Below are 284 nucleotides of genomic sequence, written 5' to 3'. Positions count from 1 at the left end.
CTCTTTCTCCGCCGGATATCCAGTCCGTGTTCCCGCATCAGGTCAAATAAATAGTCCCGCCCTATCCGGATGCCATGCTCGGCCAGCAGGGGAGTGAGCATGTAATGTAATTTCAGGGTACCCGTCCGCGGCAGGCTCTGGCGGACCTGATGGACATGTTGCAGAATGATCTCCTCTTTTAATCCGGTATCCTGATAGCGCCACTGATGGTCATACCAGGCATGACGTGTTTTGCCAAACAGTCTGCACAGTTGCTTGATTCCCATTCGGGGTTCCTCCTGTTT

1 pseudogene is annotated in these 284 nt (G+C 53.2%); it reads right to left on the bottom strand.

Annotated elements, in window-relative coordinates:
- Positions 1-266, bottom strand: a pseudogene (locus tag DDR33_RS25475) (hypothetical protein); the annotation flags it as partial.
- Positions 267-284: the final 18 nt, after the last annotated feature.

The sequence above is a fragment of the Pararcticibacter amylolyticus genome, assembly GCF_003130405.1.
GTDB classification, from domain to species: Bacteria; Bacteroidota; Bacteroidia; order Sphingobacteriales; family Sphingobacteriaceae; genus Arcticibacter; species Arcticibacter amylolyticus.
Note: the sequence above shows the minus strand (reverse complement) of the source record. Positions and strands in the feature narration are given on the sequence as shown.